At 69.7% G+C, this 25,434-nt stretch carries 25 protein-coding genes and 1 pseudogene; 7 read left to right on the forward strand and 19 right to left on the reverse strand.

All coding sequences use genetic code 11. From position 1 onward, the window contains the following. Window positions 1-146: 146 nt before the first annotated feature. Together NRF20_RS25630 and NRF20_RS25635 are read right to left on the reverse strand one after the other, a co-directional pair. Window positions 147-1,100, reverse strand: a complete 954-nt coding sequence (locus NRF20_RS25630; RefSeq protein WP_398634260.1) for a sigma-70 family RNA polymerase sigma factor — start codon at window positions 1,098-1,100, stop codon at window positions 147-149. A 29-nt stretch (window positions 1,101-1,129) separates the two neighbouring features. Then, window positions 1,130-2,335 (reverse strand): NAD(P)/FAD-dependent oxidoreductase, encoded by a 1,206-nt coding sequence (locus NRF20_RS25635; RefSeq protein WP_413753333.1) that lies wholly within the window; start codon window positions 2,333-2,335, stop codon window positions 1,130-1,132. A 604-nt stretch (window positions 2,336-2,939) separates the two neighbouring features. Here NRF20_RS25635 and NRF20_RS25640 point away from each other — a divergent pair. Then, window positions 2,940-4,016 carry a MarR family transcriptional regulator gene (locus tag NRF20_RS25640; protein WP_413753334.1) on the forward strand — a complete coding sequence of 359 codons (1,077 nt, stop codon included), beginning with the start codon at window positions 2,940-2,942 and terminating at the stop codon, window positions 4,014-4,016. Window positions 4,017-4,060: 44 nt separating this feature from the next. Here the strand turns inward: NRF20_RS25640 and NRF20_RS25645 are convergent, their stop codons facing one another. Beyond that, entirely contained in the window at window positions 4,061-4,405 is a 345-nt protein-coding gene (locus NRF20_RS25645; protein ID WP_413753335.1) for a hypothetical protein, read from the reverse strand. A gap of 186 nt (window positions 4,406-4,591) precedes the next feature. On the opposite strand from NRF20_RS25645, the gene NRF20_RS25650 reads away from it, so the two are divergent. Beyond that, on the forward strand, window positions 4,592-4,987 hold the full coding sequence (locus NRF20_RS25650; protein WP_266360597.1) for a VOC family protein: 396 nt from the start codon (window positions 4,592-4,594) through the stop codon (window positions 4,985-4,987). A gap of 75 nt (window positions 4,988-5,062) precedes the next feature. On the opposite strand, the gene NRF20_RS25655 is transcribed toward NRF20_RS25650, so the two are convergent. The 4 genes from NRF20_RS25655 to NRF20_RS25670 are packed head-to-tail and all read right to left on the reverse strand — an operon-like array spanning window position 5,063 to window position 7,665. Beyond that, complete coding sequence (locus NRF20_RS25655; protein ID WP_398634256.1) at window positions 5,063-5,854, reverse strand: DUF4253 domain-containing protein; 792 nt, start codon at window positions 5,852-5,854, stop codon at window positions 5,063-5,065. Between the two features lie 51 nt (window positions 5,855-5,905). Continuing rightward, the gene (locus NRF20_RS25660) at window positions 5,906-6,568 is read right to left on the reverse strand and encodes a maltokinase N-terminal cap-like domain-containing protein (protein WP_413753336.1); all 663 of its coding nucleotides are present in this window, start codon (window positions 6,566-6,568) and stop codon (window positions 5,906-5,908) included. 24 nt (window positions 6,569-6,592) lie between these two features. Continuing rightward, window positions 6,593-6,844, reverse strand: a complete 252-nt coding sequence (locus NRF20_RS25665; RefSeq protein ID WP_413753337.1) for a DUF397 domain-containing protein — start codon at window positions 6,842-6,844, stop codon at window positions 6,593-6,595. Then, complete coding sequence (locus NRF20_RS25670; RefSeq protein WP_413753338.1) at window positions 6,841-7,665, reverse strand: helix-turn-helix domain-containing protein; 825 nt, start codon at window positions 7,663-7,665, stop codon at window positions 6,841-6,843. Before NRF20_RS25670 ends, NRF20_RS25665 begins: the two co-directional genes overlap by 4 nt. Window positions 7,666-7,777: 112 nt before the next feature. Between NRF20_RS25670 and NRF20_RS25675 the strand changes: the two genes are divergently transcribed. Next, on the forward strand, window positions 7,778-8,188 hold the full coding sequence (locus NRF20_RS25675; protein ID WP_398634253.1) for an ATP-binding protein: 411 nt from the start codon (window positions 7,778-7,780) through the stop codon (window positions 8,186-8,188). Window positions 8,189-8,227: 39 nt separating this feature from the next. On the opposite strand, the gene NRF20_RS25680 is transcribed toward NRF20_RS25675, so the two are convergent. From NRF20_RS25680 to NRF20_RS25690, 3 genes are all read right to left on the reverse strand, one after another. Further along, the gene (locus NRF20_RS25680) at window positions 8,228-8,944 is read right to left on the reverse strand and encodes a hypothetical protein (RefSeq protein ID WP_413753339.1); all 717 of its coding nucleotides are present in this window, start codon (window positions 8,942-8,944) and stop codon (window positions 8,228-8,230) included. Between the two features lie 116 nt (window positions 8,945-9,060). After that, window positions 9,061-9,858, reverse strand: coding sequence for a HEAT repeat domain-containing protein (locus NRF20_RS25685; protein ID WP_413753340.1), 798 nt, complete (start codon window positions 9,856-9,858; stop codon window positions 9,061-9,063). Between the two features lie 196 nt (window positions 9,859-10,054). After that, window positions 10,055-10,792, reverse strand: coding sequence for a DUF4232 domain-containing protein (locus NRF20_RS25690; RefSeq protein ID WP_398634250.1), 738 nt, complete (start codon window positions 10,790-10,792; stop codon window positions 10,055-10,057). Window positions 10,793-11,105: 313 nt separating this feature from the next. Here NRF20_RS25690 and NRF20_RS25695 point away from each other — a divergent pair, with 313 nt between their 5' ends. Continuing rightward, window positions 11,106-12,518 carry a helix-turn-helix domain-containing protein gene (locus NRF20_RS25695; protein ID WP_398634249.1) on the forward strand — a complete coding sequence of 471 codons (1,413 nt, stop codon included), beginning with the start codon at window positions 11,106-11,108 and terminating at the stop codon, window positions 12,516-12,518. Between the two features lie 47 nt (window positions 12,519-12,565). On the opposite strand, the gene argS is transcribed toward NRF20_RS25695, so the two are convergent. After that, window positions 12,566-14,338 carry an arginine--tRNA ligase gene (gene argS / locus NRF20_RS25700; RefSeq protein ID WP_398634248.1) on the reverse strand — a complete coding sequence of 591 codons (1,773 nt, stop codon included), beginning with the start codon at window positions 14,336-14,338 and terminating at the stop codon, window positions 12,566-12,568. 157 nt (window positions 14,339-14,495) lie between these two features. Between argS and lysS the strand changes: the two genes are divergently transcribed. Continuing rightward, window positions 14,496-16,256 carry a lysine--tRNA ligase gene (gene lysS / locus NRF20_RS25705; protein WP_413753341.1) on the forward strand — a complete coding sequence of 587 codons (1,761 nt, stop codon included), beginning with the start codon at window positions 14,496-14,498 and terminating at the stop codon, window positions 16,254-16,256. A 93-nt stretch (window positions 16,257-16,349) separates the two neighbouring features. Here the strand turns inward: lysS and NRF20_RS25710 are convergent, their stop codons facing one another. From NRF20_RS25710 to NRF20_RS25720, 3 genes are all read right to left on the reverse strand, one after another. Continuing rightward, window positions 16,350-17,687 (reverse strand): DUF2637 domain-containing protein, encoded by a 1,338-nt coding sequence (locus tag NRF20_RS25710; RefSeq protein WP_413753342.1) that lies wholly within the window; start codon window positions 17,685-17,687, stop codon window positions 16,350-16,352. A 207-nt stretch (window positions 17,688-17,894) separates the two neighbouring features. After that, window positions 17,895-18,710 carry a DUF3558 family protein gene (locus NRF20_RS25715; RefSeq protein WP_413753343.1) on the reverse strand — a complete coding sequence of 272 codons (816 nt, stop codon included), beginning with the start codon at window positions 18,708-18,710 and terminating at the stop codon, window positions 17,895-17,897. Window positions 18,711-18,901: 191 nt separating this feature from the next. Beyond that, on the reverse strand, window positions 18,902-19,750 hold the full coding sequence (locus NRF20_RS25720) for a DUF3558 domain-containing protein (RefSeq protein WP_413753344.1): 849 nt from the start codon (window positions 19,748-19,750) through the stop codon (window positions 18,902-18,904). A gap of 170 nt (window positions 19,751-19,920) precedes the next feature. Between NRF20_RS25720 and NRF20_RS25725 the strand changes: the two genes are divergently transcribed. Continuing rightward, complete coding sequence (locus NRF20_RS25725; RefSeq protein WP_413753345.1) at window positions 19,921-21,114, forward strand: RtcB family protein; 1,194 nt, start codon at window positions 19,921-19,923, stop codon at window positions 21,112-21,114. Between the two features lie 155 nt (window positions 21,115-21,269). On the opposite strand, the gene NRF20_RS25730 is transcribed toward NRF20_RS25725, so the two are convergent. From NRF20_RS25730 to NRF20_RS25740, 3 genes and pseudogenes are all read right to left on the reverse strand, one after another. After that, entirely contained in the window at window positions 21,270-22,028 is a 759-nt protein-coding gene (locus NRF20_RS25730; protein ID WP_266360625.1) for an SDR family NAD(P)-dependent oxidoreductase, read from the reverse strand. Between the two features lie 54 nt (window positions 22,029-22,082). Further along, window positions 22,083-22,418, reverse strand: coding sequence for a YnfA family protein (locus NRF20_RS25735; RefSeq protein ID WP_398633564.1), 336 nt, complete (start codon window positions 22,416-22,418; stop codon window positions 22,083-22,085). Between the two features lie 119 nt (window positions 22,419-22,537). Next, a pseudogene (locus NRF20_RS25740) lies at window positions 22,538-23,011 on the reverse strand (FAD-dependent monooxygenase); the annotation flags it as partial. 127 nt (window positions 23,012-23,138) lie between these two features. Between NRF20_RS25740 and NRF20_RS25745 the strand changes: the two are divergent. Next, window positions 23,139-23,645 (forward strand): MarR family winged helix-turn-helix transcriptional regulator, encoded by a 507-nt coding sequence (locus NRF20_RS25745; RefSeq protein WP_398633563.1) that lies wholly within the window; start codon window positions 23,139-23,141, stop codon window positions 23,643-23,645. Here the strand turns inward: NRF20_RS25745 and NRF20_RS25750 are convergent. Together NRF20_RS25750 and NRF20_RS25755 are read right to left on the reverse strand one after the other, a co-directional pair. After that, window positions 23,619-24,413: a Mut7-C RNAse domain-containing protein gene (locus tag NRF20_RS25750; protein WP_398633562.1), complete on the reverse strand. Its 795-nt coding sequence runs from the start codon at window positions 24,411-24,413 to the stop codon at window positions 23,619-23,621. The genes NRF20_RS25745 and NRF20_RS25750 overlap by 27 nt on opposite strands. 61 nt (window positions 24,414-24,474) lie before the next feature. Next, window positions 24,475-25,317, reverse strand: a complete 843-nt coding sequence (locus tag NRF20_RS25755) for an NAD(P)H-binding protein (protein WP_413753346.1) — start codon at window positions 25,315-25,317, stop codon at window positions 24,475-24,477. Window positions 25,318-25,434: the final 117 nt, after the last annotated feature.

Genomic DNA, 25,434 nt, shown 5'->3' on the forward strand with positions numbered 1-25,434 from the left:
GTTTCATGAGGGTGTTTCAGAAGTTCAGCCGTTTGCGACAACTCATGAAACATGATCGCCGCAGGTGGGCCGCAGGGCGGTCGACTGTTTCACGAGCGACCACCTATGAAACGCGGGCGCTGCGCCTGGCCGCGGTCGGCGTCGGGTCACCACCGGGTGATGAGCGGCGTGTCCGGTCCGTGCTGCTGCCAGGCTTCGGTGAGGCGGACGAGGCGGGTGGGGGCGGCGATGCCGCGCACGGTTGCGATCTTGCCGCCTGTGATGTCGAACGTCACGGCGCCGATGACCTGGTCGCCGACCACGAAGAGGAGGGCGGGGGCGCCGTTGACGAGCGCGTAGTGGATGGCGGGCGTGCCGCCGGCAAGTCGCCGTTTCGCGGGTGTGGGTTTGAAGCCGGCCCGTACGACGGCGGCGATGCGCTGCGCAGTGTCGAACTGCAGCAGCCTCTCGGTCAGGCCGGCGCCGTCGGAGATCGCGGTCGCGTCGTCGGTGAGCAGCGCCACCAGCCGTTCGGTGCGGCCCGAGGAGGCAGCGGCGAGGAATTCCTCGACGATCCTGCGGGCGGACGCCGGGTCGACTTCGCCGCCGCGGCGGCGCGCGGCGGTGATGCGGCGCCGGGCCCGGTGGAGGTGCTGCTGGCTTGCGGACTCGGTGATGTCGAGGATCTCGGCGATCTCGGCGTGGCTGTAGGAGAACGCTTCGCGCAGGACGTAGACGGCCCGCTCGATGGGTGACAGGCGCTCCATGAGAGTCAGCACGGCCAGGGAGACCGATTCGCGCTGCTCGAACGTGTCGGCCGGGCCGAGCATCGGGTCGCCGTCGAGGAGCGGTTCGGGCAGCCAGGCGCCGGCGGTGCGTTCGCGGCGGGCTTGTGCCGAGCGGAGCCGGTCGAGGCACAGGTTGGTGACGACCTTGGTCAGCCATGCTTCCGGCACCTTGATCCGCTGCCGGTCCGCGGCCTGCCAGTGCAGGAACGCGTCCTGTACGGCGTCCTCGGCGTCGGTGGCGGAGCCCAGCAGCCGGTACGCCAGCGAGGCCAGCCGGTTCCGGCCGGCCTCGAACCGGCTGGTGTCGAAGCGATCAGTGGCGGTTCTGTCCACGCGGACCACCCTAGGCGGACCCTGGGCGGCTACGCGACCGCCTTCTCGCCGGACGCGTCCGGCGCGGCGGCCAGGCGGCGCTTGCGCTTGGGCAGGCCGAAGGTCGGGTGCGAGTTGGCCCACAGTGACATCTTGAGGATGCCCGCCTTGATCCGCGCGGCCTTCCAACCGCCCACATACTTCGGCTTTGCCTGCCCTTCGGCATCGACCATCTGCAGAATCCCGTCCCGCCGCCCGAGGCTGATGTGGTTGCCCAGGTACTCCAGCTTGGTGTTCGCGATCTGGCGGCCGGTCAGGCATCCCACGATCGCGGCCGTGGCCTGCATGCCGGTGTAACCGGCCGACGCGCAGGACATCGGCAGCGGCCGGCCGTTGTCGCCGATGGCGTAGGCGCTGTCGCCGGCGGCGTAGACGTTCGGGTGCGAGACCGACTGCATGGTGCGATCGACGACGATCCGACCGTTCTCGGTGACCTCCAGCCCGCCGGTGGCGGCGATGGGGCTGACCGCGAACCCGGCCGTCCACACGGTTGCGTCGGACGCCAGGGCGGTGCCGTCGGCGCACAGCACCCGCGCCGCTTCGACGGCTTCGACCTCGGTGTGCTCCAGGACTGTGATGCCCAGCCGGTCGCAGGCCTGGCGCAGGTGGCTGCGGGCTCCGGCGGAGAGCTGGGCGCCCAGCTCTCCGCGGGCGACCAGCGTCACCGACAGGCCGGGCCGGGATTCGGCGATCTCGGTGGCGGTCTCGATGCCGGTCAACCCGTCGCCGACGACCAGCACACTCCCGCCTTCGTCCCGCCTGCCCAGGCTGTCCAGGCGCTCGCGCAGGCGCAGCGCGGAGGGCCGGCCGGTGACGTCGAAGGCGTGCTCGGCCATGCCGGGGACGCCGTGGTCGGCGACGTGGCTGCCGAGCGCGTAGAGAAGCGTGTCGTAGCCGAGCTCGCCGTCGCCGTCGGCGTCGGCGTCGGCCACGGCGACGACCTGGCGCTCGGGGTCGACGGCGGTGACACGGGCCAGGCGCAGCCGTATCCCCGTGCCCACGAAGACGTCGGCGAGCTGTGGAGCCTCGATCTCCCGGCCGGCCGCGAGCTGGTGCAGCCGCAGCCGCTGGACGAAGTCCGGCTCGGCGTTGACCACGGTGATCTCGGTGTCCTCCGGGGACAGCCGGCGGGCCAGGGTCCCGGCCACGTAGGCCCCGGCATAGCCGGCGCCGAGGACGACGATGCGGTGCTTCATGTGATGCTCCTGTCGGTTCGCTTGCTCCCGGTGAGTTGAGCGGAACAGCGCCCCGATTGCTGACAGGAACTGCATGTGGCATGGGTCACAGAGCGGCAGGAGCGCCGCCAGGCGATGCTCGCGACGCCGAGGCGGCGCAGATGCAGGCCGAGCTGAACGAGGTGATCTGATGCCGATCGCCGCTAGGACTCCGGGGCCCTGCCCGTGTGTCGAGCCGACGGGTGGCTGGACGTCCCCGTCGCTCGAAACCCGGGCTTCGGGATTCGAGGCTCGGGAGCCGAGTATCGGGCCCACTGATTCACTCATGCGGGGTACGAGTCGGGGCGGCGGTCGAGCGTTGAGCTTCGAGATCCGGGCGTCGGGATGCGAGCTCCGGGAGTCGGGTCCCGGGATTCGAGCGGCTTCTGTGAACCGGTAGATAGATAAGGGGGGTTGGGAAAACCTCCCCACCTCCCTGACCCGTCACGGCCAGCAAGTATGACTAATCGTGACCGACTTGCAGCATGGCGTTGCGACTGCTTACCGTGCCGACAACGAAACGACCCCGACGCGGTGTAAGCGCACCGAGCCGGGGTCTCACCTCAAGATCGAAGAAAGCGATCCTGTGGCTACCCAGAACTTTAGCTCTGCCCTGTGCGCGCCCGCATCCTCGGCTTCGTACCCGATGGCCAAGCCCGGTTACGGCAAGCGGTCCGCCCCGGACCAACATCCCCGTCGCGCCGACGACTTCGCGTTGCTGCCCGAGCGGGAGCGGTATGTCGCCGGGTTCGTCGACCACCTGCCCGACGGTGCGGCGATGAATGTGAAGGCCCTGGCCAAGCAACTGCCGCTCTACGGGCAGCAAGCCGTCAGCAGTGCCCTGACCGCCCTGTCGGTGGCCGGTCACCTGCGTCGTGTGCGTCGCCTGGTGGGCGAGGGCGACCAGGTTCGGTGGGTCTTCCGCATGTTCTGGTCCCGCACCGCGCGCGACAACGAATGGTGGGCCGACTACCTCGCCGCCGAGGACAACCGGGCCGGGGCCGGGGCTGAGCCCGAACCGCCGACGGTCACATCCCCGCCGGCCTGGGCGCCCACGGAGTCCCCGGTTCCGGCACCTGGGGCCGCTGCCGACGAGTCGCTTCCGGTTCTCGTGCCGGTCACAGCGTCCCAGCCCGAAGCGGGGCCCGCGCCCGCCGAACCTGCCGCGCTCCCACAGCCGGACTCGGGATGCCCCTCGTCCGCGTATTCGTCGCCCGCGTACCTGGCCCTGGCGCAACTCGGGCGCCTGGACCACAGGTTGGCCCTCTCTGCTGCCGACTGCGAGGCGCTGGAGGGGCGCGCCGCCGAATGGCTTGCACGCGGTGTGAACACGGACTATCTCACCCAGGCCCTCACCGCCGGACTTCCCACCCGGGTCGACTCGCCTGTCGGCTTCCTGCGCCGTCGGCTCAACGACAAGATCCCACCCGCCTTGCCCCCCGCCCCGAAAGCCCCAGTCGTCCTCGCCGGTCGCGTCATGGTCGAGTGCACCCAGTGCCGCACCCCCGGCCGCCCCGATGCGCTCCCCGACGGCCTCTGCCGACCCTGCCGCCAGGCCGCCCACGGCTCAGCCGTCACCCCGGATGCCGTCACCGAGCCCGCCATCGAACGTGATGTCCGCGCCTACGTGAGCGAACTCCGCGACCTGCTCAAGGTCCCCTGAAGCCGACGCCGCTGTCCGAGCGGCAGCGGCACGCCTCCGGAGGCTCAGGGCCAGTCGACCAGGGCCATGAACGTTACCCACGCGACGAACACCGTGCCGGGTGCGAGTACGGCGAGGGCGAGACCGGCCGGTGGCCTGCGCCTGCTGAACACCCAGCTCGCGACCAGCACACCCAGCGCCAGCACCAGGCCGCAGCAGAGCACCGTCCAGGCGGAACCGAAGCTCGCGTCGAACCGGTCGGAATCGGCTTCCGAGCAGGAGCCGCAGGCCATCGGCGAGAGCCCGCCGAAGACCAGGGCGAAGAACGCGAGCGGGAGCGTCACGATCGTGGAGATCATTGACGCGATCCAGGTGCGCCGGGGGCGGCTGTCCATGACGTTGTCGGGCATGCGTGCGATTCAATCGGGCTCTCGCATACGGCACATGAGTCGTCGTACTCATCTGCCGGGCTGCGGGGCGTGACGCATTGTGCGGTGTCCCTGGTTGTGGTGTCCCTGGTCAGGAAGATCCCGGATCTGTCGGACGGGCGGCACGGGCCAATACTCTGGATCCCGTCCGCACTATCTGGGAGAGCCATGACAAGTAGGTTCACCGAGTTGGCCGTTGACTGCCACGACCCGGAGAGGCTTGCGGCCTTCTGGTGCGAGGTCCTGGACTTCAAGGTGATCGACCGGAGCGAGGGAAAGGTCGAGATCGGCTCCTGGGTGCCGACGGTTGAGGATGTCCGGGCCCGCCAGATGCCGCCCACCCTGCTGTTCATCCAGGTGCCCGAGGGCAAGACCGTGAAGAACCGGCTTCACCTCGACGTCAGCCCGATCGACGGCAGCACCGAGGACGAGGTGACCAGATTGCTCGGCCTCGGTGCCACCAAGACGGATGTGGGCCAAGGCTCAGACCGAAACTGGGTGGTCATGGCAGACCCCGAGGGCAACGAGTTCGACGTCCTGCGCACCCTGGCACCGCAGAACTAAGCCGCGAGCGGGCACCCACACCCCGTCACGTTGCCGAGAAGACCTCAGTGATCCGCCGGACAGCTGCCCAGCCGGCTAGTCCCACCAGAAGGACCAGGTCTCCTGGTTCAGCAGCATCTTCTCGGCGTAGACGTCCAGGTCGTACGGCGGGTTCTGGTTGATGTTGTCCGGGCAGAACGCGAAGTGCTCGGCGGCGAGCGCCCGCGCCTCCGCCAGGGTGGTGGGCGGTCGTCCCACGGATACGGTCAGGGTGTCGAAGCCGATCACTACGACTCGTATGCCGAAGCGGTCCTCCCAGGAGCGGAGGACTGCGCAGAGCCGGGCCACGTCGTCCTCGTAGTTGACCGGGCCCGACCAGCCGATCGCCGCCGGGATGTCCGCACTGCGCCGGGCCGGGACGAGCGCCGCCCGCGCACCGGGGAACCAGTCGCCCGGGCCGGTGCCCTCGTCCGCGATCTCGGCCGCCAGGTCGTCCGGGTTGTCGGGCCCGTCGGCGGCCGGGGAGGGCGCCAGCCCCGGCCACTCGTCGGCGGCGGCGTCGAGCTCGTCGGGCGCGCAGTCCGCCCAGTACTCGCCGAGCACCTCCTCGGCGTCGTGATCACCCGGGTACGACGTCCTGTCCGGGGCGAGGTCCCAGGTGTCGGGCCACTGGTCGCGCGTCCCGCCGTCGATCAGGACGGGAATGAGTCCGACCGGCCGGCCCGCCTCACGCAGCTCGGCCCACGTCCCGGGGGACGCGGGCTCGTCGGCGTACCAGAGCAGCGGTTCGTGCCACGTGCCGTCGACCGTGGCGTCCACCAGTGAGCCGGGCGGGAGTTGAAGCCCTGAAGTGGCCAGGGACGGGAGCGGGTTCGGGAGCGTAGCCATGACCGCGACTCTAGACGCGGCCACTGACAGCGGTGGGGCGCGGGCCTTGGACTACGGGTGCGCGCGGACGACGACGAACGCGGTGCGAGCGGTGGTGCCGTCGGGCAGCGGCACGTCCGCGGTGACGTGACCGAGTGCCTGCCCCCCGGTGTCCTGGCCGGGCTGGAGAACGCGGTTGATGTGGATGGTCAGCCGGCGTCCGTCGGCCGTCTCCACCAGGATGTCCGTACCGCTCGGGTCGTCGGTCACGGTCGTGGAGGCGATCGCCGCCGTGGCGCCGGTCTCCGCGAACCAACCGGTGACGGACGGGTCGGGGGTGTCGCTCGTGCCCTGCATCTGCGGCTCGGCCTCGCCGAGGATCAACGCGAGCAACTGGGCGACGAGGACCGGGTCACGCGTCCCGTCGTACACCCACCGCTGCCCCAGCACCCCGTGCTCGGTCGTGCCGATGAGCGCTTGGTCGGCACCCGCGATCGGTGCGCCTCGGTAGCTGAACGGTACGTGGTACGTGACCGGTTGGTCTCCCGAGGTGTCGGTGGCCGCCATGAACTCGATCCCGACCTCGCCCTCCGGGTCGTCCAGCCGGAATCCGCCGGACTTGACCAACTCGGGCTGCTGCCCCGACTTGCCGCGGTACCAGGGCTGTGCGGGCAGCCAGGAGGCGAGGAGTTCCAGCTTGGTGGGCGTCAGGGTGGTGTGATGGATGACAGCCATGGCGGTGGTATTCCTCCCGTGGGCTCAGACGAGTCGCCGGTCGGCGGCGAAACCGGCGAAGGCCGTCCAGGTGGTGGGCGCGACAGTGAGGGTGGGGCCGTCGGGGTTCTTGGAGTCTCGGATGTGGATGGCGGTGGGGTGCGCGGCGATTTCGACGCACTCGCCGCCCTCGCTGCCGCTGTAGCTCGACTTGCGCCAGGTGTATGCGACTTCGAGGCAGGCGCCGCCCTGCTCGCTGCTGTAGCTCGACTTGAACCACTCACGTGCGGTGCTCATTGCTCTCCTAGCAGCCGGTCCAACAGGTCCCTCGTCGCTTCGGTGTTGAGGGCCTGCGTTCGCAGCATCGCATATTTGCGTTCCAGGATGCTTACTTCGTCCGGAGTGGAGATGAGCTGGCTGCCGCGCTGCGTCTCCGTATAGGCGAGACGCTGGTGGTCGGGTGTCTCCAGGAGAATGAAGGGGCCAGAGAGCCCGGCATGTGTTCGGCGGCCGAGCGGCATTACCTGGATAGTGATCCCGGGGATCTCCGTACAGGAACGCACGTGCTGCAACATCTCGGAATGCACGTCGTTCCCGCCGAGTCGGTCGATCAGGATTGCCTCGGAGAAGATGAAGCTTGCGGTCGATGGCGGCTTTCGAAGCAGGATCTCTTGCCGTTCGAGCCTTGCCGCGATTCGTTGCTCGATGTCCTCTTCGCCCAAAGTCGGGACGTCAGTGCGAAAGACCGCTCGCGCGTAGTTCTTCGTCTGGAGCAGGCCGGGCAGTACCTGGTTCTCGTACCAGGACAGAGCGAGGGCCGCATGCTCCAGGTCCATGTACTGCTCCGCCCATGCCGGGATCAAGTCGATCTCCGGCATGTTCTCCACCGCTGTCTCCAGCGCTTTCTTCGTCTCCAGTAACTGGTCCAACTGGCGGGCCAGTTCCGGCAGCAGCGCGCGTCGGCCCTGCTCGATCGAGGCGATCGTCTCCACCTGGTGGCCCACCCGGTCCGCGAGCTGGGCCTGGGTCAGGCCGGCCGCGACGCGGAACACGCCGACCAGTTTGCCCACGAGTTTCATTGCCGACGCGTTCTTGCGCTGCCGCTTCCTGGGGTGCATACGGATCGAACTCCCACCTACATGCGTACGTCACGCGCGCACGGCCCGTACAAGAAATCTGTACGGGTGCGCATACTGCGGCAGCGTAGTAACAGAGTGTGACTCTCGTCCCATGAACGAGACGATGCAACTCTCGCTGCTGCGTGAGCGGTTCTACCGACGTGAGCGCCGGTCGGTGCCTGCCACGAGGGAGTTCGTACGAGGAGCTGTCACCGACTGGGGGCTCGGTGCGCGGCTGGATGACGTACTGCTGTGTGTGAGCGAGCTGGCCACGAATGCGCTGGTGCACGGGGTGCCGCCGGGGCGGGGGTATCTGGTGCGGCTGCTGCTGCGTGAGGAGGGGAAGTTGATGCGGGTCGAGGTCCACGACAGCGGGGACGGGCAGCCGGGCGTGCGGGAGCCGGACGGGGAGTCGGGGCGCGGGCTGGTGATCGTGGCGGCGTTGGCGGATGTGTGGGGGGTGGGGGAGCGGGACCCGGGCAAGGTGGTGTGGTGCGAGTTCGGTTGGTACTCCAGCCGTTGACCAGCGCTGATGAAGAAGCCAGGCTGGAATACCACTGCGTCACGAGTGGTAGAGCACCCGCACGACCATCGTGTCGCCGGACAGGCCGTCCAGGCAGGTGTTGAACATCCGCTTGTAGTCGGGGCCGCCGCCCTCCACCCACCGCCCGTCGAGGGTGAGCAGGGCGGGGGTGGGCAGCACGGCGGCCACATGGCGGGTCACGTAGGTCTCCCGGTCCTCGTCGAAGTGGCGGACGGGGTCGAAGGTGAACCGCTCCTCCAGGGCGGGGTCGGCCTCGATCGCCTGGATCAGGGGCTGTTCACGGAAGGCGGCGACGGCCGCCTCCCTGGCGTGCTCCGGCTCCAGGTTCCTGGCCCGCTCGGCGAAGTGGTGGAAGGGCAGCGCGGGCGGGTAGCGGTCGGCGAAGGCACGGTACGCCGTCCAGGTGCCGGCCGCCCGGCGGGCCTCGGCGGCGCGCGGCGTGTCGAGGTCGAGAATGCCGCGCGGGCCGCCGTGGCAGCGGGACGGCGGCAGGTCCTCGGGGAGTTCGGTCCAGTCGTCGTATCGCACGAGCCGGGGGTCGTCCTCGTGGCCGGGCAGTACGTCGAAGAGACAGCCCGCCCCGGAGACGAACCAGTAGCTCCACTCGCCCACCCAGTCCGGGTGAGGGCGGTCCTCACGGTCATACCAGAAGGGGGCCATGGCCTGCCCGATCGCCTGCTTCAGCCCGTCGGGGCCGACGGGCGGCAGGCAGACGGTGATGCGCTGTTTGCCCATGGTGTCCCCTCCGGTGGTGCGGTCTGTGCTGGGTGCACGGTCGGACGGCGCGCGTGGTGCGGTGCGCGTGGTGCGGTGCGCGACCCACCTTGGCAGGCCGCGCCGGTCAGATGGTATTAGGGCTGTTCCTCGGGCGCGGTGAACTCGACGGCCTCCCGGACATCCGCGTCCGGGTCCTGGGAGAGGCGGTGGAGGAGTTCCCCGACGCCCGGTGTCGACCAGTTGGCGACGGCCCAGACAAGAGCCTGGCGGACGCGTGGGTCCGGGTGGTCCGCGAGGTGGGCCAGTTGGTCGAGCGGTCCGCGTCGGCGCATGCCGAACCAGCGGAGGGTTTCGGCGAGTTCCGTGGGTTCGCCGAGGGTGCCCGCTGCGGCGATCCGGCGGAGGAGGACCGGGGTTGCGGGTGCCGGGCCGTCGAGGGGGTGCGGCCGGCGTCGGCGCAGGCGCTGTGAGCCGTACTCTCCGCGCACTCTGCAACCGAAGCAGGTGCAGGGCGTCTTGCCGTTGGAGTCGGGGAAGTATCGCCAGCCGGTGACCTGTCTGACGGCGCGGAGGCGGTGCACTTCGTGTTTGGTGACCGCGCGGGGGACGAACACTTCCCAGCCGCGCGGGTCGTCCAGGGCGGCTGTGCGGCGGACGGCCTCGGCGGCTGTGGTGGCTGCGGGGCGGCCGTTGTAGCGGCCCAAGGTGACGGGTTCGTCGTCGGGCAGTCGTATGTGTACGGCGATGAGACCGCGTGGGCCGCCGTGCCGGGCCAGTTCGCGCAGCCACTGGTGGGTGAGGGTGTACGAGGGGAGGACGGGGAAGCAGTAGAGGCCGCGTGAGCCGTCGCGGCCGTGGCTGGTGGCCCGTATCCCGGACCGGCGTATGCGCCCCGCGTTCGCTGTGGGTGTCAGGTGCACGAACATCGCCATGCGGCCGATGCTAACCGGGGGCGGGCCTGCCGGGGTTCCTGCGGTGGTTGGGCCAGGCCTGATCCGGACGGAAGGCCCGATGCGGTCGGCCGACATCCGTGTTCGTACGCACGTCGCCCCCTTCAGGTTTCGATCGAGGATTCTGCGATCTACTGCCCTCGGGGGACGGCGAGTTGGTGCTTCGATGCGTGAGAGGTCAGTAGGTGAGGGCGTCGGCCATGTCGCTCTGCCAGTAGGTGACGAAGCCGTTGTCCCCCCACTGGGTGCCGGCCGGGAGCGTCAGCTCGGCGGGGGCGCCCGTGGAGCCCTGGTTGCTCTTGCCGGTGAAGTGCACCGTGAGGTGGGTGCCCTTGTGCAGTTCCTGTCCGTCCGGCTCACCGGACAGCCCGATGGAGGCGTAGGCGGACTGGCCCGGCGCAAGGGTGACCACGGCCTGCGGGATGCTGTCGCGGAGGACCGGGAAGGCGGCCTGGGCGTCGTCGAAGCCGAGCGCCGGCGCGTGGTACGCGTAGCAGGGTACGGAGCCGGTGTTGGTCGCCGTGAGCAGCAGGTGGTTGATGGGGCGGCTCACCTTGCTGACGGTGACCTTGGTGTTCGAGCCGGTGCAGGTGACGGGGGAGCTGTTGCCGGTGCCCTTGTTGCCGGTGGCGCCGGTGTTGCTCTTTTGGCCGCCCGTGCCGGAGGTGGAGCCCTTGGAGTTGGCCGCCGTGTTCTCGGCAGGGGCGTTGGACGTGCTGTCGGTGTCCTTGGCGTCCTTGCCCGAGTCCGGCGCGGTGGCGGCAGGGGACCGCTGGTCGGTGGTGCTCCCTGCCGGAGCCGCCGCTCCCGCCTTGCCGTTGTCACCGCTGCTGTTGTCGCTGCAGGCGGTGAGCGAGAGGGCGGCCAGGAGGGCGGTCGCGGCGAGGGCGGTGGTGCGGACGCGGTTGCTGCGCATGGTGGTGGTACTCCCCGTATGTGTTGGCGAGGTTGTTCAGTCAGTGATGGCAGATCAGGACCATGACGACCGCGGTCGACACGATCACTACGCCGATTGCCACGGCATCGATCAGCTCGATGCGGAAACGGGTTCGCACTGTGTCGTCCCGGTGGTCTGTGCGGTGTGGTCACAGACTGCGGGACGGCGGATTCCGGCCGCAACGCCGAACGGACCATTGGGGAAGCTGGAATGCTTGCGCGTACTGTGACCTGGGCAGATTCCACGTCCCTGGAACGGTGTTCCGGGACGAACCAGGAGGGGGAACGCCGCAGTGGCTACGCCGGAGGCCGAGGAATTCGCGGTTCTGCTGAAGGAACTGAAGGACCGTTCGGGGCACAGCTACGGAGTTCTCGCCAGAAGACTGCACGTCAGCACATCGACGCTCCACCGGTACTGCAACGGTGACGCCGTACCCAATGAGTACGCGCCGGTGGAGCGGCTGGGGCGGCTGTGCGGGGCGAGCCCGGACGAGCTGGTGGAGCTGCACCGGCGGTGGATCGTGGCCGATGCGGCGAGACGGCGTCCTGCTTCCGTTCCCGATTCCGTTCCGGCTCCGCCTGCTGCTCCTGTTACTGCTCCCGTTTCTGATTCCGAGTCCGTTCCCGAGCCGGCAGCCGCGGCTGAGGCTGTGGCTTCGCCCGAGGACCGGGTCGGAGGCGAGGACAAGGACGACGACGCGACCGCGCCCGCGGTCGTGAACGCCGGGGCGAGCCGGCCCCGGCGGCTCTGGTCCTCCCCGCGGGCGCGCGTCCTGCTCGCGGCCGTCGCCGTCGTCGCGCTCACCGTGCCCACCACGATCGTCGTCAGCAATCTCTCGGGCACGGACACCGGCGGCCTCAGCGATGCTCCCGTCGTGCACGACGTATCCGCACTGCCCGACGACGACGAGAGCGCGTCGCCCGGCATGCTGGAGCCGTCGGGCAAGCCCGGCAAGCCCGGAAAGCCCGGCAAGTCCGGTGCCGCGACCACCCCGTCCGTGGGGTCGGGCGCCGCTTCCGCTTCCGCGTCCACCGGGCACGGCGCGGGAGCGGGAGCGGGGCCGGGTGCGCAGACGGGTGGGGGCGTACCCCTGAGCGCCACCATCAGCTCGTACAACTGGGAAGAGCCCTGCGGTCAGCACTACGTGCTGGACCAGAAGCCGGACGACGTGCCTCCGCCGCCCGCACCGCAGGACACCCGCGGCTGGGCCAGGGCGCTCGGAGGGGTGGACGGCGGCAGCATGCAGCTCGAACTCACCGTGCAGGGGAAGTCGGGGCAGGCCGTCGTGCTGAAAGGACTGCATGTGCGGACGCTGTCCCGGAAGGTGCCGCTGGCGTGGTCGGCGTACTCGATGGGCGAGGGCTGCGGGAGCGGCATCACCCCGCAGTCCTTCGACATCGACCTCGACGACAGCCGGCCGACCCTCACCCCGGTGGCGGGGCAGCAGGGGGACGTGCGGGTGCCGCCGAAGAACTTCCCGTTCCGGGTGTCCTCCACCGATGTGGAGGTGTTCGACCTCAAGGCCCATGTCGAAGGGCACGACGTCAGCTGGTACCTGGAGCTGGAGTGGAGCAGCGGCGGCCGGAAGGGGACGCTGCGCATCGACGACGGCGGGAAGCCGTTCCGTACCAGCAGCATCCAGGCGCGGCCGAAGTACATGTACCGGTACGACACGGCCCAGTGGGTGACCAAGGAGTGGGACTAGCGGTCACGGCCACCGGGCCGGTGCGTACGGGCTGACTGACGTCCCGGTCAGAGGCGCTCGGGCGTCCTGATGCCGAGCAGCTCCATGCCCTGGTGCAGGGTGCGGGCGGTGAGGTCCGAGAGGAAGAGGCGGTTCTCGGCCACATCGCCCGGAACCTCGGGCTTCAGCACCGGGCACTGGTCGTAGAACGTCGTGAAGAGCGACGACAGCTGGTAGAGGTACGAGGCCAGCTTGTGCGGCTCGTACGCGGCGGCGACCTCGGCCACGACCTCGGCGAACTGGTCCAGGTGCAGGCCCAGCGCGCGCTCGGCCGGGGCCAGCTCCAGCTCCGGGTGCGGCTGGGACTTCAGCTCGCCCGCCTTGCGCTTGATGGAGCGGGACCGGGCGTGCGCGTACTGGATGTACACGCTCGTGTCGCCGGTCAGCGACACCATCTGGTCCAGGTCGAACTTGTAGTCGCGGGCGGCCGACGTCGACAGGTCCGCGTACTTCACCGCGCCGATACCGACCTGCGTGGCGCGCTCGGTGATCTCCTCGTCGGTGAGGTCCTTCGCCTTTTCGCGCACGACGGTGGACGCCCGGTCGATCGCCTCGTCCAGCAGGTCCTTCAGCCGGACCGTCTCGCCCTCACGGGTCTTGAACGGCTTGCCGTCCTTGCCGAGCACCGTGCCGAAGGCGAGCTGTACGGCCTTGACGTCCTCGTTCAGCCAGCCGGCGCGGCGGGCCGTCTCGAAGACCATCTTGAAGTGCAGGGACTGCCGCGCGTCCACCACGTACAGCAGGGTGGACGCCTTGAGGTTCTGGACCCGGTCGCGGATCGCGGAGAGGTCTGTCGCCGCGTAGCCGTAGCCGCCGTTCGACTTCTTGACGATCAGTGGCACCGGGTTGCCGTCCGGGCCCTTCACATCGTCGAAGAACACGCACAGCGCACCCTCGGAGCGGACGGCGACGCCCGACTCCTCCAGGATGCGGCAGGTCTCCGCCAGCATGTCGTTGTAGCCGGACTCGCCGACGATGTCGGGGTCGCGGATCTCCATGTCGAGCTTGTTGAAGACCGAGTAGAAGTAGATCTTCGACTCGTCGACGAAGCGCTGCCACATGGAGAGGGTTTCCTCGTCACCGGCCTGGAGCGCCACGACCCGGTCCCGGGAGCGGGCCTTGAACTCCTCGTCGGAGTCGAAGAGAGCCCGCGAGGCCTTGTAGAGCCGGTTCAGGGAGGACATGGCGGCTTCGCCGTCCGCCGCGCCGCCGCCGGTCTCGTGGTTCAGCTCGCCCGGGTGCTCGATCAGGTACTGGATGAGCATGCCGAACTGGGTGCCCCAGTCGCCGATGTGGTGCCGCCGGACCACGGTCTCACCCGTGAACTCCAGGATCTGCACCATCGCGGCACCGATCACCGCGGAACGGAGGTGGCCGACGTGCATCTCCTTGGCCACGTTCGGCTGCGCGTAGTCGATGACCGTGGTGCCTGCGGCGCTGTTGTACGGCACGCCGAGCCGGCCCTCGTCGTCCGCGTCACGCGCGGCGAGGGTCTCGATGATCGCCCTGTCGGAGAGCGTCACATTCAGGAAGCCGGGGCCGGAGACCTCGATCTCCTTGATCAGGCCGCCCGCCGGGATCGCGGCCGTGACCTGGGACGCCAGCTCGCGCGGGTTGCCCTTGAGCTTCTTGGCGAGGGCCAGGATGCCGTTGGCCTGGAAGTCGGCCCGGTCGCTTCGTCGCAGCAGCGGGTCCGCGGTGCCGGCATCCGGCAGCGCTGCCGTCAGGGCGTCCGCCAGCTGCTGCTGGAGCGTGGAAGCGAGGGAATTGACCGAGGCCATGGGCTGGCTGCCGTTTCCGTAGGGGTACAAGGGATCACGCCCAGTATCCCACGCACTGTAAAGCCGTTTTCGCGCTGCCGGTGGGACCTGGGAGAATGGGCGGTGCCCCTACGAGTCCCACAAGGGTGTTCCTACGAGTCCTACAAGAGAGAAGGACGTGCAGACCGTGGCTCAGAGTCAGAGCAGCACCGAGACCGACTGGGTCTCCCGCTTCGCGGACGATGTCATCGCCGAATCGGAGCGTCGTGCGCCTGGCAAACCGGTCGTCGTCGCGTCCGGTCTCTCCCCGTCGGGCCCGATCCACCTGGGCAACCTCCGCGAGGTCATGACCCCGCACCTGGTCGCCGACGAGATCCGTCGCCGGGGTTACACCGTCCGGCACCTGATCTCCTGGGACGACTACGACCGCTACCGCAAGGTTCCGGGCGGTGTCCCGGGTGTCGACGAGTCCTGGGCCGAGCACATCGGCAAGCCGCTGACCTCGGTGCCCGCCCCGGCCGGGTCCACGTACCCGAACTGGGCCGAGCACTTCAAGGCCGCCATGACCGCCGCGCTGGACGAGCTGGGCGTCGAGTACGACGGCATCAGCCAGACCGAGCAGTACACGGTGGGCGCGTACCGCGAGCAGATCCTGCACGCGATGAAGCACCGCGCCGACATCGACGCCGTCCTCGACCGGTACCGGACGAAGAAGGACCCGGCGGCCGCGGGCAAGGGCAAGAAGCCGCAGCAGCAGAAGAAGGCCGACGAGGCCGAGCTGGAGGCCGAGGCGGGCTCCGGCGCGGCCGGCGAGGACGACGGCAGCGGCGGCTCGGCCGGCTACTTCCCGTACAAGCCCTACTGCGGCAACTGCGAGAAGGACCTCACGACCGTCACGTCGTACGACGACGACAGCACCGAGCTGAACTACACCTGCACCTCCTGCGGCTTCGCCGAGACCGTCCGGCTGAGCGAGTTCAACCGCGGCAAGCTGGTCTGGAAGGTCGACTGGCCGATGCGCTGGGCGTACGAAGGCGTGATCTTCGAGCCGAGCGGTGTGGACCACTCCTCGCCGGGCTCCTCGTTCGTGGTCGGCGGCCAGATCGTCCGAGAGGTCTTCGACGGCGTACAGCCGATCGGCCCGATGTACGCCTTCGTCGGCATCTCCGGCATGGCGAAGATGTCCTCCAGCAAGGGCGGCGTGCCGACCCCGGCCGACGCGCTGAAGATCATGGAGGCGCCGCTGCTGCGCTGGCTGTACGCGCGCCGCAAGCCCAACCAGTCCTTCAAGATCGCCTTCGACCAGGAGATCCAGCGGCTCTACGACGAGTGGGACTCGCTGGCGCGCAAGGTCGCGGACGGCTCGGTGCTGTCGGCCGACGCCGCCGCGTACGCGAGGGCCATCGGCACGGCCGCCGGTGAGCTGCCGCGTACGCCGCGCCCGCTGCCGTATCGCACGCTCGCTTCGGTCGTCGACATCACGGCCGGGCACGACGAGCAGACGCTGCGCATCCTGAGCGAGCTGGACCCGGAGAACCCGCTGACCTCGCTGGACGAGGCCCGGCCCCGGCTCGACCGGGCCGAGAACTGGATCACCAGCCAGGTCCCGGCCGAGGCCCGCACGATCGTCCGCGGCGAGCCGGACAAGGAACTGCTCGGCTCGCTGGACGAGCAGGGCCGTGAGTCGCTGCGGCTGCTCCTGGAAGGACTGGAGTCGCACTGGTCGCTGGACGGGCTCACCACGCTCGTCTACGGCGTGCCGAAGACCCTGGCGGGCCTGGAGCCGGACGCCAAGCCGACACCGGAGCTGAAGGCCGCGCAGCGGTCGTTCTTCGCGCTGCTGTACCGGCTGCTGGTCAGCCGGGAAACGGGGCCGCGGCTGCCCACGCTGCTGCTGGCCGTGGGGGCGGACCGGGTGCGGAGGCTGCTGGGCGCGTAGCAGTACTCGATACGGAGGGCCGTCACCCGGTGATTCGGGTGACGGCCCTTTGTCGTTGCCGGTTCCGTCCTCGAACGCAGGACGGGCGGGGTCCTACGCGATGTGGTTCTCCGCCATCTCGTTGTCGAAGCGCTGCTTGAACCCCGGCAGGAGTCGGCGGAGCAGGGCCGCGCTGCGGGGGTGCCTGACGTTGTGGCCGTCCGAGAGGTGTATGTCGAGGACCTCCGCACTCGGGTAGTCCTGGTGCGCGTGCGTGTACGCGGTGAACACCTCGTACGCGATCTTGCTGAACTCGACTTCGGCCTCGGCCCATTCGGAAGGGTCGGGTTCCTGCTGCTGCACGGGCCGGGGTTCCGGCTCCGGCTCCTCGACCCGGGGCTCCGGCTGGGGCTCCGCGGCGCGGGGGGCCGGGACGGCGCCGATGGTGCCCACGTTGCCCAGGGGGCGGGTGCGGCCGCCGGGGCCCGACGGGACCATGACCGGGGTGGGCTCCAGGCCCTCGACGTACGTCGGGTTGTACGCACTCTCGTACGCGTCGTCCGGCACCTGGGGCGCCGCGAACCACGGGCTCTCGTGCGAGCCGGGGCCCTCCTGGGGCCACTCCTCGGCGGCGGCCGGGTCGGAGGGGCGGGTGTGCTGCTGCTGTTGCTCGTACTGCTGCTGGGGGTGGGGCTCGGCGTACGGCAACTCGGGCTGGAACTCGCCCGGTTCGACCAGGGCCGGGGCCGGGGGCAGCAGGGCCGGTTCGATGCCTGCGGCGGCGAGGCCGGCCGGACCGGTCTCGGCCAGCGGAACGCCGTACTTCGCCAGGCGCAGCGGCATCAGGGACTCGACGGGTGCCTTGCGGCGCCAGTTGCGGCCGAAGCGGGCCTGGAGACGGGCCTGGTAGATGAGCCGGTCCTGTTCGAGCTTGATGACCTGCTCGTACGACCGGAGCTCCCAGAGCTTCATCCGCCGCCACAGCCGGAACGTCGGCACGGGGGAGAGCAGCCAGCGGGTGAGCCGCACGCCCTCCATGTGCTTGTCGGCCGTGATGTCGGCAATCCGGCCCACGGCGTGCCGGGCGGCCTCGACGGAGACCACGAACAGCACCGGGATGACCGCGTGCATGCCGACGCCGAGCGGGTCGGGCCAGGCCGCGGCGCCGTTGAAGGCGATCGTCGCGGCGGTCAGCAGCCATGCCGTCTGGCGCAGCAGCGGGAACGGGATGCGCAGCCAGGTCAGCAGCAGGTCCAGGGCGAGCAGGACACAGATGCCCGCGTCGATGCCGATCGGGAAGACCAGCGAGAAGTTCCCGAAGCCCTTCTGCAGGGCGAGCTCGCGCACCGCCGCGTACGAACCCGCGAAACCGATCGCGGCGATGAGCACCGCACCGGCGACCACGAGCCCGATGAGTATCCGGTGGGTGCGTGTCAGCTGCATCGCGGCCACCCGCGTTCCCCTCCCCGTTTCCCTTGTCCGACGTGCTGCCCTGAAGCTCTGCTTCGACGTCCTGTTCCGACTTCCGGCGGGCACAGCCTGGCACATGAGGGAACGGCGTGTTGCGCGGGGAGGGGCGAAGCCCGGTACTCGAAGGAGGACCGGGCTTCGTAAAACTGCTTCTGGGCATGGGCGTTGGGGCAGGCCCTGCCGCGTCGGCTAGCTCTTCTTCTTTTCCGTGGCCTTGTCGCTGGGCTTGGCCGACCCGCTGGGCTTGGTCGACCCGCTCGGCTTGGCCGACCCGCTCGGCGTGTCCGACTTCGTGTCGGGGGCGGCGACCGAGGCCACTGCCTCCTTGGCCGCCTTCTCGGCACCCTTCAGGATGTCGGCGGCGGACGGAGCCTTCGCGCCCGCGTAACCCGCGCCGTTGTAGGTGAGGGTGACGACGACGTTCTCCGTACGGGCCACGACTGTTGCGTACTTGAAGTCCTCACTCGTCTTGGCGAGGTCATACGTGATCTTGGTGGCCTGCTCGCCGATGCCGGAGACGGGCGCCTCGGCGACCTTCTTCGCACCCTCGGTCGCCTTGGCCTTGGCGACCTGCTTCGCGTAGTCCTGCTGCGCGCGCTTGGCGCCGCTGCCCAGGGACTGGTCCGAGTCGAAGCGGGTGAAGCCGACGTCGAGCCAGCGGTACTGGGACCCCTTCACGCCGTTGTCGTCGAGGCCGTTCCAGGAGCAGCCCGCGCGGTACGCGGTGTCGCTGGAGTTGGCAGCCGTGCCGCCCTTGGACTTCGCCTTGGGGACCAGGGAGGTGACCGTCTTCGTGCTGATCGACTTGCACGGGTCGGGCAGCGCGGCGAACTTCGCCGGCTCGACGCTCGCTTCCGACTTCTTCGCGCTCGGCGCGGCGGACGACGAGGACGAACCCGAGTCCTTCTTGTCGCCGGAGTCCGACGAGCAGCCGGCGACGACGAGCATCACCGGAACGGCGGCGCAGGCGAGTATGCGGGAGAGTCGCGGGGCTGAACGGTGCATGGTTCCTTCACTCGGGTGGCGCGGCGGGCGGGCTGCCAGGCGGTCGGCGCGGGCGGTCGGGCGTCGGCGGTCGGTGGGTGGTTCGGCGGGTGTTCCGGAGGGCAACGGTACGACGGACGGCGACCGGATGCCGCCTCGGTCGGGCACTCGGCGGGCTTGGCCGACACCGGTCCGGGGTGCCCCGGGCTGGGTCATTCGCTGAACTTGTCGACCAGCTTCCGGGCCAGTGACTGGGCCCTGTCCTGCAGTTCCTTGCTGTCGGGGAGCACGGTGGAGACGGTCGGCTGCTCGGTGTACTCGACGGTCACGATGACGTTCGATGTGCGGAACACCACGCTCACCGTGCGGTTCTTTGCGGTGGAACCTGCCCGAGTGAGTAGATCGTCCAGAAATGCACCGTCCCCGAGGTTGTCGAGGGTGCGTGGCAGAAGGTTCTCGTCGGCGCTGCCTGCGCTGCCGTCGGTGTCGCTGCCTTCGCTGCCGTTCCCGTCGGCGCTCCCGCCCGCGGTCCCGTCTTCGGAGGCCGGGCCGGACAAGGCGTGCGAGGCGGAGTTCGAGGAGGAGGGTGTCTGTTTCTCCGCGTCCTTCGTGCTGCTGGGTGTGGCGGAGGGCGAGGACAGGCCGGCGGCGGTCTCCTTCTTCGCGTACACCTCGCGGGCACGGTCGTCGTCGCTCACCGACGGGTCGTAGGAGACGACACGCTCGAAGTCGACGAAGAGGGTGTGCGAGGAGTCGGGGGCCTCGGACTTCCAGCGGCAGCCGACCTTGCGGTCGGTGTTGTAGGTGACGGTGGCCGTGCCCTCGTACACCTTCTTCTGCTGGTCCTCGGGTAGTTCGGCGGCGCCCGGGAGCAGGTCCTTCAGCGCGGACGGCGCAACGGCGCGGCAAGGGTCGGGGAGGGTGCGGTACTTGCCGGGGGCCGCCGCGGCGACGGTCGCCTCGCCGGGCTTGCTGTCGGGGGCGGAGCTACCCGTTCCGGTGCCGCCACTGCAGCCGACGACAAGTGCTGCCAGTAGCGCGGTGCCGGGTACGTACGCCATTCGTCGCACGGTCCTGGGCTCCCTTCGTGCGAAAAACGGTTGCCGCTCGACGGCGACCGGTGGACACAATGTGTATCGCACGCGCCGCTGTGAATGCCGGTCGACCGACTCATTTGCCGACCTTGGCACCGGTTTTGCGCTTTCAGGCTTTTCGGGGGAATCGAGGAACTATGCCGTATGTAGAGGTGCCGGGCGCGAAGGTTCCCATCCGCATGTGGGCCGATCCGGCCTCGGTCGAGGACGTCGCGATGCAGCAGCTGCGCAACGTGGCCACCCTGCCCTGGATCAAGGGTCTCGCCGTCATGCCGGACGTCCACTTCGGCAAGGGGGCGACGGTCGGTTCGGTGATCGCGATGCACGGTGCGGTCTGTCCGGCGGCGGTCGGCGTGGACATCGGCTGCGGAATGTCCGCGGTGAAGACGTCCCTGACGGCCAATGACCTGCCGGGTGACCTGTCCCGGCTGCGGTCGAAGATCGAGCAGGCGATTCCGGTGGGCCGCGGCATGCATGACGAGGCCGTGGAGCCGGACCGGCTGTACGGCTTCCGGGCGCCGGGCTGGGACGACTTCTGGGGGCGGTTCGACGGGATTGCCGATGCGGTCAAGTTCCGTCAGGAACGTGCCACGAAGCAGATGGGAACGCTCGGTTCGGGCAACCACTTCATCGAGTTCTGCCTCGACGAGTCGGGTTCGGTCTGGCTGATGCTGCACTCCGGATCGCGGAACATCGGCAAGGAACTGGCCGACTTCCACATCGGGCAGGCGCAGAAGCTGCCGCACAACCAGGACCTGATCGACCGCGATCTGGCCGTATTCATCGCCGACACCCCGCAGATGGCGGCGTACCGGAACGACCTGTTCTGGGCGCAGGAGTACGCGAAGCACAACCGCGCCATCATGATGGCGCTCTTCCAGAACGTGGTCCGCAAGGAGTTCAAGAAGGCCAAGGTCACCTTCGATCCGGTCATCTCCTGCCACCACAACTATGTGGCGGAGGAGCGGTACGAGGGCATGGACCTGCTGGTCACGCGGAAGGGGGCGATCCGTGCGGGTTCCGGGGACTTCGGGATCATCCCGGGCTCGATGGGCACAGGCTCGTACATCGTGAAGGGCCTCGGGAACGAGAAGTCCTTCAACTCGGCCTCGCACGGCGCCGGCCGGAAGATGAGCCGGAACGCTGCGAAGCGGCGCTTCTCGACGCGGGACCTGGAGGATCAGACGCGGGGCGTGGAGTGCCGCAAGGACTCCGGCGTCGTGGATGAGATTCCGGCCGCGTACAAGCCGATCGAGCAGGTCATCGAGCAGCAGCGGGACCTGGTGGAGGTCGTCGCCAAGCTCAAGCAGGTTGTGTGTGTGAAGGGCTGAGGCCTTTTGCGCGCGACTGAACGGAGGGCCTCCGCACGGAAGGACCTCTGAACGGAGGAGCCCCGGACGCGGGTGGTGTGTCCGGGGCTCCTTCTGGTCTCCGGGCTCTTTCGGGTCTTCGCCGGGCTCAGGCGGTGCGGGCCAGGTGGTGCGGGTCAGGCGGTGCGGTGGACCTTGGCGTTGGAGGCCTGGGCGCGGGGGCGGACCACCAGGAGGTCGATGTTGACGTGGCTGGGGCGGGTGACGGCCCAGGTGATGGTGTCGGCCACGTCGTCGGCGGTGAGGGGGGCCTCGACGCCCGCGTACACCTTTGCCGCCTTCTCGGTGTCACCGCGGAAGCGGGTCGTGGCGAACTCCTCCGTCTTGACCATGCCGGGGGCGACCTCGATGACGCGGACCGGGGTGCCGACGATCTCCAGGCGGAGGGTCTCGGCCAGGACGTGTTCGCCGTGCTTGGCAGCCACGTAGCCGCCGCCGCCCTCGTAGGTGGCGAGGCCCGCGGTGGAGGAGAGGATCACGACCGTGCCGTCCCCGCTCTCGGTGAGGGCGGGGAGCAGGGCCTGGGTGACGTTGAGCGTGCCGATGACGTTCGTCTCGTACATCTGGCGCCAGTCGGCGGGGTCGCCGGTGGCGACGGGGTCGGCGCCGAGTGCGCCGCCGGCGTTGTTGACGAGGACGGCGAGGGTGCGGAACGCCGTGGCGAACTCGTCCACCGCATTGCGGTCGGTGACATCCAGGGCGTAGGCCGTTGCCTGGTGGCCCGCCTCGTTGATCTCGGCGGCAAGCGCCTCGATGCGGTCCTTGCGACGGGCGGTCAGGACTACGCGGTAACCGGCGGCGGCCAGCTGTCGGGCGGTCGCGGCGCCGATGCCGCTGCTCGCTCCGGTGATGACGGCGATCGGGACGGCGGCCATGGCGGACTCCTCGGGCAGCTGATCGGTACGGGGCCAGGATAGGCAGGCATGTGGTCAGTGGTTGCGCGGGGCGTACATGATCACGGCCATGCCGGCCAGGCAGATCAGCGCGCCGATCACGTCCCAGCGGTCGGGGCGGTAGCCATCGGCGACCATGCCCCAGGCGATCGAGCCCGCGACGAAGACACCGCCGTACGCGGCGAGGATGCGGCCGAACTCGCCGTCCGGCTGGAGCGTGGCGACGCAACCGTAGGCACCCAGTGCGATGACGCCCGCGCCTATCCAGATCCAGCCCCGGTGCTCACGCAAGCCCTGCCACACGAGCCAGGCGCCGCCGATCTCGAAGAGTGCGGCGATGACGAACAGAGCGACAGAGCGGGCGACGACCATGGGATCAGCGTGTCATGGGCGCGTGCTCATCGGGTGAGTGCGGCCTGCAGGGCCGCCGGGTCGGCGGTGACGAGGACGAACCTGCCGTCGCGCAGCAGTTGGTGGAGGCGACCCTCCTGGAAGCGGGAGATCCAGCGCGCCTCGTGCATGCCGTAGTCGGTGCCGAGGGCGCGACGGGTGATCTCGCGCAGTTCGTCGAGGTCGACGGGGTCGCTGTCGGCGGCCTGGTGTGCGCGGTTCCCGCCCATCACGCGGTACCAACCGTCGCCGAAGGGGGCGATGAAGGCGAAGGCGTCCCCCACGCCGTTGACCGTCAGGAGGCCGGGGGGCTCCTCGGTGAGCCGGACGTCGGCGAGGACGATCGACCGGATCACGGATTCGCCGGGGAAGGGGAGGCCGAGCGCCTGACGCACCCGGCTGCGTACTCCGTCGGTACCGACGAGGTAGCGGGCGTCGAGCGTGGTCAGGCTGCCGTCCGCCTCGCGCGGTTCGGCGGTGACGGTGTCCGATGTGCCGCTCTGGTGGAGTGCGGTCAGCTCCGTGCCGTACCGGAATCGGACGCCCGCGGTGCGGGCGCGGCGCTCCAGCAGGCGCGCCCGCTGCTTCGATGCCGCGCGAGGAGGTGATCGCCTGGCTCGCGCCCACCGTTCAGCGCTATCTGACCGCCGAGCGGCCGTAACGCAGCCGCGAGGGCCGTTGTCTGCTTCGTACACTCTCTGCATGCCGCAGAAGTCCCGGGCCCACCGCAGTGCGCTGATGGCCGAGCTGACCGTCGAGTCGCGCCGCTACATGGCCGCGTACGCCCTCTTCAACCAGGCCGTCGCGGACCATCTGCGGCTCCACCCGACCGATCTGCAGTGCCTCAATCTGCTCAGCCTGGAGACGGTGCCGGTCACCACGGGCCGCATCGCGGAGCTGACCGGGCTCACCACGGGGTCGGCGACCCGGCTGGTCGACCGGCTGGAGCGGGGCGGCTATGTGACGCGCGAGCGTGACACGGCCGACCGGCGGCGGGTGCTCGTCACGACCGTCCCGGAGCGGATGGCGGAGATCGGTGCGGTGTGGGAGCGGCTGAACGGGGCATGGGCGACGATGTTCGAGACATACGACGATGACGAAGTGGCTCTGCTCATTGCCCATATGCGGCGGACGGTCGAGCTGAGTGCACTGCAGGTCACGGCGTTGCGGGAGGGTGCCCCGTCAGTCTCCGGCCCCGGACGGGCTTGACGGCGCCCGGTCGTGGTCGTTCTCCTCGGTGTCGTCCGGGGGAGTGGGCGCGAAGTCGTCGAGTGCCTTCGTGACGATCGCGTCCAGGCGGGAGTGGTGGGCACCCCGCCAGTAGACGCGGTCGCACTTCGTGCACTGCGCGAAGACGTCGTACGAGCGCCGGGTGCCGTGCTCCAGATGCTCGCTGACGGAGTCCTTGTCGGCCGCCTTCAGCGGGCCGTTGCAGGCGGTGCATCTGGTCCAGGGGGCCAGATGCGGCGTGAACCGCTCCAGCACGTCGCGCAGTTGGTCCTCCGGCCGGTCGCTGTAGACGTACGCCCCGGCCCAGATCTCCCGCCGGTGCAGAAGCCCGCGGTCCCGGGAGAGCAGTACGCGGCGTTCGTCCGCCGACCGGGCGGCCAGCGCGGCATCACCGATGTCCTCGCTCTCGTACGCCGCATCGACACCCAGCAGCCGAAGCCGCCGGGCGAGCGTGCCGAGGTGGACGTCGAGCAGGAACCGCAGGGGCGCGCCCGGGACGCGCTGGGGGCGTTCCACGGCGCGTACCTCGACCAGCTCGCCCGCCCCCGGGATGTGTGAGACGGGTACGGGGCGGCCGTCGACCAGGAGCTGTCCGGCCTCGGTGAGCGGAATGCCGAGCGACTCCACGACATGGCCGAGGGTGGAGGAGCCGTCGGTGGTCACGGCAGAGCGTCCCCTGCGGCGTTCATGGGCGACGAAGAGCCGCAGTTCGGGGTCGACTTCGAGGTGGATCTCCGGTCCGTTCACCTCGTCAGGATGTCATCGCGCGGGGTGTGTCAGCCAGGGGTTTCGGCGCCGGGTGCAGGGCTCAGGGGCGAAAGGCGGCAGTGTGTTCCTCGGCCCAGGTGGCGAAGGCGCGGGCCGGGTGGCCGGTCAGCTTCTCCGTGTCGCCGGTCACCTCGGCCGGTGAGCCGTCCGTGGCGGCCGAGTGGGCGAGCAGTGCGTCGGCGATCGGCTCGGGAACGAAGGGGGCCACGGATTTCTTCCAGGCCTCCCCGGTCACGGTGTCGACGGTGATGGGGCGCCCGGCTGCCGCCGCCAGCAGGCCGACCTGTTCGGCGGCGGTGAGCGATTCGGGGCCGGTCAGGTGGTACGCCGCGCCCTGCAGCGGAGGGTCGGTGAGAACGGCGAGGGCGGCCTCGGCGATGTCCGTCCCATGGATCGGGCTGGTGTGGCTGCGGGGGTGGGGAAGGGCGACGGAGCCGTGGGTTCGTACCGACTCCGCCCACTGGTACGCGTTGCTCGCGAAGGCGCCGGGGCGGAGCAGCGTCGTGGTGAGGGGCGAGGCGATCAGGGCCTGTTCCACCGCGTGGTGGGAGGCGGCGATCGGGTTGCTGTGGGCGTCCGGGCCGAGGACCGAGCTGGAGGACAGCAGCACGATGTGGCCGACTCCGGCGGTCTCGGCCGCGGAGAGGAAGGCGTCGATGCCGGACGCCTCGGCGTAGAGGAAGACGGAGCCGACCCCGTCGAGAGCGGTCGCGAAGGTGGTGGGATCGCCGAGATCGCAGGCCACGACCGGTACGTCGGCGGGCAGGGTGGTGAGCGTCTCGGGGTTGCGCGAGGCGGCACGTACGGCATGGCCGTCCCGGTGCAGGAGTGAGACGAGCGTGGAGCCGATACGGCCTCGGCATCCGGTGACGAGAGTGAGCATGGGGGTGGAGCCTCCTCTGACCATTTTTTATCTGCGATGCACATAAGCTGTGCGACGCAGATAAATATCCTGGAGGGGGACCCGCCCGTCAAACGGTTTCGGGCGGGCCGAGGGGCA

Origin of the sequence: Streptomyces sp. R-74717 (assembly GCF_047305335.1) — a bacterium.
GTDB classification, from domain to species: domain Bacteria; phylum Actinomycetota; class Actinomycetes; order Streptomycetales; family Streptomycetaceae; genus Streptomyces; species Streptomyces atratus.